The organism is Nocardioides sp., assembly GCF_036374615.1.
Classification (GTDB): Bacteria; Actinomycetota; Actinomycetes; order Propionibacteriales; family Nocardioidaceae; genus Nocardioides.
In genome coordinates, this window is the sequence record NZ_DASUTK010000052.1 from 1 (window position 1) to 8,489 (window position 8,489).

6 protein-coding genes and 1 pseudogene are annotated in these 8,489 nt (G+C 71.4%); 6 read left to right on the forward strand and 1 reads right to left on the reverse strand.

What is annotated here, in order from left to right:
* Nucleotides 1-298 precede the first annotated feature (298 nt).
* Nucleotides 299-847, forward strand: a complete 549-nt coding sequence (locus VFZ39_RS04070; RefSeq protein WP_330864445.1) for an isochorismatase family protein — start codon at nt 299-301, stop codon at nt 845-847.
* 24 nt (nt 848-871) lie between these two features.
* Here the strand turns inward: VFZ39_RS04070 and aqpZ are convergent, their stop codons facing one another.
* On the reverse strand, nt 872-1,612 hold the full coding sequence (gene aqpZ / locus VFZ39_RS04075; RefSeq protein ID WP_330864446.1) for an aquaporin Z: 741 nt from the start codon (nt 1,610-1,612) through the stop codon (nt 872-874).
* Between the two features lie 194 nt (nt 1,613-1,806).
* Between aqpZ and carA the strand changes: the two genes are divergently transcribed.
* From carA to VFZ39_RS04100, 5 genes and pseudogenes are all read left to right on the forward strand, one after another.
* Entirely contained in the window at nt 1,807-2,940 is a 1,134-nt protein-coding gene (gene carA, locus VFZ39_RS04080; protein ID WP_330864450.1) for a glutamine-hydrolyzing carbamoyl-phosphate synthase small subunit, read from the forward strand.
* 1 nt (nt 2,941) lies between these two features.
* Nucleotides 2,942-6,274 (forward strand): carbamoyl-phosphate synthase large subunit, encoded by a 3,333-nt coding sequence (gene carB, locus VFZ39_RS04085; protein WP_330864447.1) that lies wholly within the window; start codon nt 2,942-2,944, stop codon nt 6,272-6,274.
* Nucleotides 6,271-7,323 (forward strand): quinone-dependent dihydroorotate dehydrogenase, encoded by a 1,053-nt coding sequence (locus VFZ39_RS04090; RefSeq protein WP_330864448.1) that lies wholly within the window; start codon nt 6,271-6,273, stop codon nt 7,321-7,323. The genes carB and VFZ39_RS04090 overlap by 4 nt, the downstream gene beginning before the upstream one ends.
* Nucleotides 7,320-8,168, forward strand: a complete 849-nt coding sequence (locus tag VFZ39_RS04095) for a hypothetical protein (protein WP_330864449.1) — start codon at nt 7,320-7,322, stop codon at nt 8,166-8,168. The genes VFZ39_RS04090 and VFZ39_RS04095 overlap by 4 nt, the downstream gene beginning before the upstream one ends.
* Nucleotides 8,165-8,489: pseudogene (locus VFZ39_RS04100) on the forward strand (dihydroorotate dehydrogenase catalytic subunit); the annotation flags it as partial. The gene VFZ39_RS04095 and the pseudogene VFZ39_RS04100, both read left to right, overlap by 4 nt.

Here is an 8,489-nt window from a genome sequence, read left to right on the forward strand (position 1 = left end):
AGGAGCGCACTCTCAGGCACACGAGGCGGGTCGGTCAGCCGGTGGTCAGGCGGTGGTCAGGCGGCCGCACGGGAGGCGATCGACGTGCCGCAACGCGGGCAGTGGTGTCCGGTGCAGGAATCCAGCTCCTGGCCGCAGGCGCAGGTCTCGCTCCGGGTCGGGCGCGCGGCCTCCAGCGGGTGCAGGCTGGCCCAGGCTTGGCGTTCGGTGGTCATCGTCGTCACCTCCCTCGTGGTCTTTGCTTCTTGCGGTGCTGCCTTGAAGGAGTAGACCGGGCAGCTGCGTGATACTCATCGGCATGATCCGTGTCGATGCGTTGCTCGTCGTCGATGTGCAGCGGGCCCTCGTCATGGGTGACCATGCGGTGCCCGAGGCCGCAGCCTTCCTGGACCGCCTCGCTGCGGTGCTCGCCGCCGCTCGCGGAGGTGGGGCCACCGTCATCCACCTGCAGGACCACGGCGACCGCCTGATCACCCACGGGACGGACCCGTGGCACCTGGCGCTGCCCGCCTTCGAGGGTGAGGTGGTGCTGGAGAAGCCGCACGACGACGGGTTCGAGGGCACCGACCTCGAGGCGGTGCTGCGCGAGTCGGGCGCGCACCGGATCTGTGTGGTGGGCATCCAGTCGGAGATGTGCGTCGCCGCGACGGCGCGCACAGCCATGGCTCGTGGCTTCACCGTCGTGCTGCCACGCGACGGCCACACGACGTACGACGTGCCGGCCGACGGTGCCGCACCGGCCGTGCCCGCGGCACTCGTGTCGAGGGTGGCCGAATGGTCGCTCGGGGACGAGGTGATCGCCCCGGACCGGGCCGCCGACGTCGCGTTCGGCCGAATCGAGGCCTGACCCGACGAGAGCGGCCCGTCGCGATCAGGCCCGGGTCGCCTCCTCGAGCGGCGCTGCCTCTTCCCCGCCGAGCAGCAGGACGTAGGTGACTCCCGCGATCAGGGCGCCGACGAGCGGCGCCAGCCAGAACGCCCAGAGCTGCATGATCGGGTCGGACCCGGCGAAGAGCGCCGGGCCGGTCGACCGGGCCGGGTTCACCGAGGTGTTGCTGACCGGGATCGAGATCAGGTGGATGACGGTGAGCGAGAGCCCGATCGCGAGCGGTGCGAAGCCCTTCGGCGCGCGTGTGTCGGTCGCGCCGAGGATCACGTAGAGGAAGAACGCGGTCAGCACCACCTCGACCACGAGGACCGCGAGCAGCGAGTACCCGCCCGGCGAGTGGTCGCCGTACCCGTTCGTGGCGAAGCCGGACTCCGAGGCGCTGAAGCCGTCGACCCCGCTGGCCACCACCCACAGCACAGCGGCAGCGACGACCGCCGCGACCACCTGCGTCACGACGTACGCCGGCACGTCCCGCCACGGGAACCGCTTCGCCGTCGCGAGCCCGACCGTGACCGCCGGGTTGAAGTGGCCGCCGCTGAGGTGGCCCACGGCGTAGGCCATGGTGAGGACCGTCAGGCCGAAGGCCAGCGCGACCCCGAGATAACCGATGCCGACGTCCGGCACGCCGGCTGCCAGCACGGCGGCGCCACAGCCGCCGAAGACCAACCAGAAGGTGCCCAGGAACTCGGCGCCCAGGCGTTGCGCCATGGTGTGACCGTTCATCTCCCGCCTCCTTGATGTGTGGAGATGGCACTCGATGGTGACCGCTCCGGACGGGTCATGGTGGGAGGCGCGCTCGCTGATAGGGTCGGGCGCGATCGAACATCCTTTAACGATCCGTCCCGTGAGGCGGAGAAGGAGGTACGACGCAGGTGACACCTGCCCCCCCGATCCACGGGCCCACCACTGGGCCGGCGATGCTCGTCCTCGAGGACGGCCGCACCTTCCACGGCGACTCCTACGGGGCTCCCGGCGAGACGTTCGGCGAAGCCGTCTTCTCCACCGGGATGACCGGTTACCAGGAGACGCTGACCGATCCCAGCTATCACCGCCAGGTGGTGGTGATGACGGCGCCGCACGTCGGCAACACCGGCATGAACGACGAGGACACCGAGTCGCGTCGGATCTGGGTGAGCGGCTACGTCGTGCGCGACCCCGCCCGGATGCCCTCGAGCTGGCGGTCGCGCCGCAGCCTCGACGACGCGCTGCGGGAACAGGGCGTCGTCGGCATCTCCGGTGTCGACACCCGCGCCCTGACCCGACACCTGCGCGAGCGCGGGGCGATGCGCGTCGGGATCTCCACCATCGAGGCCGATCCCGAGGCACTGCTGGCCCGGGTGTTGGAGCAGCCGTCCATGACTGGCGCCGATCTCGCCGGGGAGGTCACCACGCCCGAGCCGTACGTCGTGCCGGCAGTCGGCGACAGACGTCTCACGGTCGTGGCGCTCGACCTCGGCATCAAGGAGATGACGCCGACGCTGATGGCCCGACGGGGGATCGAGGTACGGGTTCTCCCGAGCAGCGCGACGATCGACGACGTTCTCGCGGCAGAGCCGGACGGTGTCTTCTTCTCCAACGGCCCGGGCGACCCCGCGACGGCCGACCTGAGCACGCTCTCCGGCGTGCTCGACCACGGCATCCCGTACTTCGGGATCTGCTTCGGCAACCAGCTGTTCGGACGCGCGCTCGGGCTCGGCACCTACAAGCTCGGCTACGGCCACCGCGGGATCAACCAGCCGGTGATGGACCGCACCACCGGCAAGGTCGAGGTCACCGCGCACAACCATGGCTTCGCCGTCCGGTGGCCCGAGGGGGTGCCGCTCGACCGGCCCACCACCACGCCGTACGGCGTTGTGAGCGTCAGCCATGTCTGCCTCAACGACGACGTCGTCGAGGGACTCGAGCTACGAGACGACGACGGGAACCTCACGGCGTTCAGCGTCCAGTACCACCCCGAGGCCGCCGCCGGCCCGCACGACGCCGAGTACCTCTTCGACCGCTTCGTCGACCTGATGCGGCAGTCCGGGCCTGCACGGGAAGGTGAGCGCTGACATGCCGCGGCGTACTGATCTGGCGAGTGTGATGGTGATCGGGTCGGGGCCGATCGTCATCGGGCAGGCGTGCGAGTTCGACTACTCCGGCACCCAGGCCTGCCGCGTGCTCAAGGCCGAGGGGCTGCGGGTCATCCTCGTGAACTCCAACCCGGCGACGATCATGACCGACCCGGAGTTCGCCGATGCGACGTACGTCGAGCCGATCACGCCGGAGTTCGTCGAGAAGGTGATCGAGAAGGAGCGACCCGACGCGCTGCTCGCGACGCTGGGCGGCCAGACGGCGCTCAACACCGCGGTCGCGCTCGACGAGCGGGGCGTGCTCGCGAAGTTCGACGTCGAGCTGATCGGCGCGAGCATCGAGGCGATCGACCGCGGCGAGAACCGCGAGTCGTTCAAGAAGATCGTCGAGGAGCTCGGCGGAGAGGTCGCTCGGTCGGTCATCTGCCACTCGATGGACGAGCTGCTCGCCGGCGCCGGCGAGCTCGGCTACCCGGTCGTGGTGCGGCCCTCGTTCACGATGGGCGGCTCCGGCTCCGGCATGGCGTACGACGAGGCCGACCTGCGCCGGATCGGCGGTGGCGGGCTGACGGCCTCCCCGACCAACGAGGTGCTCCTCGAGGAGTCGATCCTCGGCTGGAAGGAGTACGAGCTCGAGGTGATGCGCGACCGGGTCGACAACGTCGTGATCGTCTGCAGCATCGAGAACCTCGACCCGATGGGCGTTCACACCGGCGACTCGATCACGGTCGCGCCCGCGATGACCCTGACCGACCGCGAGTACCAGCAGCTGCGCGACCTCTCGATCGGCATCATCCGTTCGGTCGGCGTCGACACCGGCGGGTGCAACATCCAGTTCGCCGTGAATCCCGACGACGGCCGGATCGTCGTGATCGAGATGAACCCACGGGTCTCGCGTTCCAGCGCCCTGGCGTCGAAGGCCACCGGCTTCCCGATCGCCAAGATCGCGGCCAAGGTCGCGATCGGCTACACGCTGGACGAGATCCCCAACGACATCACCACCCGGGAGGACGGGCAGAGCACGCCGGCCAGCTTCGAGCCGACCCTCGACTACGTGGTGGTGAAGGTGCCGCGGTTCGCGTTCGAGAAGTTCCCCGACGCTGACCCGGTGCTGACGACCCACATGAAGTCCGTCGGCGAGGCGATGGCGATCGGCCGCAACTTCACCGAGGCGCTGCAGAAGGCGCTGCGTTCGCTCGAGAGCGCCGACGCCCCCTTCGACTGGAGCCACCGGCACGTCGACCTCGACGTCGAGCACCTGCTCGCCGAGGCACGGACTCCACACGACGGCCGGCTCCGGGTGGTGATGGATGCGATCCGGGCCGGGGCGACGCCTCAGCAGGTGCACCGGGCGACCGGGATCGACCCGTGGTTCGTCGACCAGCTCTGCCTTGTCAACGAGATCGCGCAGGAGGTCATCGGGGCCGACGAGCTCACTGCGGCGCTGCTCCGCCGCGCCAAGCGGCATGGGTTCTCCGACGCGCAGATCGGCCGGATGCGGAACTTGAGCGAGGCGGTGGTCCGCGGCGTGCGTCACGCGCTGGGGATCCGACCGGTCTACAAGACCGTCGACACCTGCGCAGCCGAGTTCGCCGCCGTGACCCCGTACCACTACTCCGCGTACGACGAGGAGACCGAGGTCCGGCCACGAGCCGACGGCAAGTCCGCCGTGATCATCCTCGGCTCGGGCCCGAACCGGATCGGCCAGGGCATCGAGTTCGACTACTCGTGCGTGCACGCCTCGCTCGCGCTGAACGAGGTCGGCTACGAGACGATCATGGTCAACTGCAACCCCGAGACGGTGTCGACCGACTACGACACCTCCGACCGGCTCTACTTCGAGCCGCTCACCCTCGAGGACGTGCTGGAGGTCGTGCACGCCGAGCAGCAGGCCGGGCCGGTCGCCGGCGTGATCTGCCAGCTCGGTGGCCAGACCCCACTGGGGTTGGCGCAGGGCCTCGAGGACGCCGGTGTCCCGATCGTCGGCACCACGCCGGGTGCGATCCACCTCGCCGAGGAGCGGGGCGCGTTCGGGCGGGTGCTGGCCGAGGCGGGGCTCCCGGCGCCGAAGCACGGGACCGCCTCCTCATTCGAGGAGGCGCAGGGCATCGCGACCGAGATCGGCTACCCGGTGCTCGTGCGGCCGTCGTACGTGCTCGGTGGTCGCGGCATGGAGATCGTCTACGACGACGCGGCGCTCGAGGGCTACATCGAGCGGGCGACGGCCATCAGTCCCGAGCACCCGGTGCTCGTCGACCGGTTCATCGACGACGCCGTCGAGATCGACGTCGACGCGTTGTACGACGGCAGGGAGCTCTACCTCGGTGGCGTGATGGAGCACATCGAGGAGGCCGGGATCCACTCCGGCGACTCCTCCTGCGTATTGCCGCCGATCACCCTCGGCGACAGCGAGATCCGCACGATCCGTGAGGCCACCGAGGCGATCGCGCGCGGTGTGGGTGTCCGGGGCCTGATCAACATCCAGTTCGCCCTCGGGTCCGACGTGCTCTACGTGCTCGAGGCGAACCCCCGGGCGTCACGGACGGTGCCGTTCGTCTCCAAGGCGACGGCGGTGCCGTTGGCCAAGGCGGCCGCCCGGGTGATGCTCGGGGAGTCGATCGCGTCGCTGCGAGCGGCGGGCGTGCTGGCCGCGCACGGCGACGGGGGAGACCTGCCCCCCGACGCGCCGATCGCGGTCAAGGAGGCCGTGATGCCGTTCAACAGGTTCAAGACGCCGGACGGGCAGACGGTCGACACAGTGCTCGGCCCGGAGATGCGCTCCACCGGCGAGGTGATGGGCTTCGACGCGATGTTCGGTCGGGCGTTCGCGAAGTCGCAGGCTGCGGCGTACGGGCCGCTCCCACTCCCCGAGATGGCGGGGCGGCGCGGCCGGGTGTTCGCCAGCATGGCCAACCGCGACAAGCGGACGATGATCTTCCCGATCAAGCGGCTGGCCGACCTCGGCTTCGAGATCCTCGCGACGCAGGGCACGGCGGAGGTGCTGCGCCGCAACGGGATCGACGCTCGGATCGTGCGCAAGCACTACGAGGGCGTGGGACCGGAGGGCGAGCCGACGACGGTGCAGCTGATCAGCGCCGGCGAGATCGACCTGATCGTCAACACCCCGCACGGCTCGACGGTCGGGGGCGGCTCCGTGCGCACGGACGGATACGAGATCCGGACCGCGGCCGTGATCGCGAACGTCCCGTGCATCACGACCGTCCAGGGTCTCGGAGCCGCCGTCCAGGGGATCGAGGCGATGCGAGCCGGCGAGATCACGGTCCGCTCGCTGCAGGACTGGGCGAGGTCGTGAGCGCCTACGACGTCGTCTTCCGCCACGGCCTGGCGCGGGTCGACCCGGAGCGGGCCCACCAGCTCGGGTTCCGGGCCATCCGGGCGGCCCGGCCGGCGCTCGAGCGGTCGCCGCGTCCCGGCGCCCCCGTCAGCGCGATGGGGCTGACCTTTCCCAACGTGCTCGGCCTCGCCGCCGGCTTCGACAAGAACGCCGTGGGCATCGACGCCCTGGCCGCGCTCGGCTTCGGGCACGTCGAGGTGGGCACTGTCACGGGCGAGCCGCAGCCGGGCAACGAACAGCCCCGGCTGTTCCGGCTCCCCGCCGACCGGGCGGTCGTGAACCGGATGGGCTTCAACAACGACGGTGCCGAGGTGGTCGCCGCACGCCTCGCGCGACGGGCCCGCACCCTCGCCGAGCGGCGATCGGGATCGCGGCCCGGGCCGGTCCTGGGCGTCAACATCGGCAAGACCAAGGTGGTGCCCGACGACGACCAGGCGGCTGTCGAGGCCGACTACCGCAAGAGTGCCGGGCTGCTCGCGCCGTACGCCGACTACCTGGTCGTCAACGTCTCCTCTCCCAACACGCCGGGGCTCCGCACGCTCCAGTCGGTCGAGAGGCTCGGGCCACTGCTCGACGCCGTGCGATCGGCCGCAGACGCAGCGAGCCCGCAGGAGCGGGTCCCGCTGCTCGTCAAGATCGCACCCGACCTGGCCGACGAGGACGTGCTCGACGTCGCCGACCTGGCGCTGGACCGGGGCCTGGACGGGATCATCGCCACGAACACCACGATCGCCCGCCACGGGCTGGCGAGCGCGCCGGCCGAGATCGAGGCGATCGGCGCCGGCGGGCTCTCCGGCGCCCCGCTGCGCGACCGCGCCACTGCCGTACTCCGGCTGCTGCGCGAACGCGTCGGCACCGACCTGACGCTGATCGGCGTCGGAGGCATCTCTACGGCGGCCGACGCGCGCGACCGGCTCGCGGCCGGCGCCACGCTGCTGCAGGGCTACACCGGGTTCGTCTACGACGGCCCCTGGTGGCCCCGACGCATCCTGCGCGGAGTCGCATGAGCACTGCCGCCGAGACATTCGGGTCTGTCTCCGGTCCGCTCCACGTGACCGGCGAGCTGCTGGCCACACGTCGGATCGGCGGCCACCACCACCTGACCGTGGTCGCACCCGGGATTCCCGAACGGTTCCGGCCAGGCACGTTCGTGGCGCTGTCCACCGAGCCGGCGCGGCTGGCCCGCCGGGCGTTCTGGATCCACCGGGTCAAGCCGGTGGGCGGGTACGGCGCCGCGCTCGAGCTGGTCGTGGAGACCCGCGGCCCGGGCACCGAGTGGCTGGTCGCCCAGCCGCCCGGCGCCCGGCTGGCGGTCACGGGGCCGCTGGGCCGGGCCTTCTCGCTGCCGAAGCAGCCGGTGGGCTGCCTCCTGGTCGGGGAGGGGTACGCCGCGGCACCCCTGTTCCCGCTCGCCGAGCGGCTCCGCGAGCGCGAGTGCCCGGTGACGCTGCTGGTCGCCGCGCCCGACGAGGCCCACCTGCTGTCGGCGCTGGAGGCGAGGCGTACCGCCCGGGCGGTGACGGTCGTGACCCAGGACGGGTCGGTCGGGACCCGCGGGACGGTCGGCGACGTCGTGGGTGAGGTGCTCGAGCGGTCGCGGGCCGAGGTCGTCTACGCGGCGGGCCCGGTCGCGACCCTCCACACCGTGGCGGCGGCGGCCGAGGCCGCGGGCGCCTGGAGCCAGGTCGCCCTCGAGCAGCCGCTCACCTGCGCCACCGGCCTGTGCCAGGGCTGCGTGGTCCCGGTCACCGGCGAGGGCGGCCACCCCCGCCAGGTGCGGGCGTGCGCCGACGGCCCGGTGTTCCGCGGCGACCGCGTGGTCTGGGACGAGCTGGCGGCGGTCGCACCATGAGCCTCGACCTCGCGAACCCGGTACTCGTGGCCGCGGGCTGCGGCGGTACCGGCCGTGACCTGGCGGCGTACACGGACCTCGCGTCACTGGGCGGGTTCGTGACCCGGTCGATCACGCTGGCGCCGCGGCCGGGCGGAGCGCCGCCCCGGATCGTAGAGACGCCGTCGGGGCTCGCCCATGCCGTCGACCTGCAGAACCCGGGCGTCGACCAGTTCCTCGCGCTCGAGGTGCCGTGGCTGGTGCAGTCAGGGGCCCGGGTCTTCGTGTCGATCGTCGGCCGCTCGCTGGGGGAGTATGCCGAGCTCGCACGCCGGCTGGGAC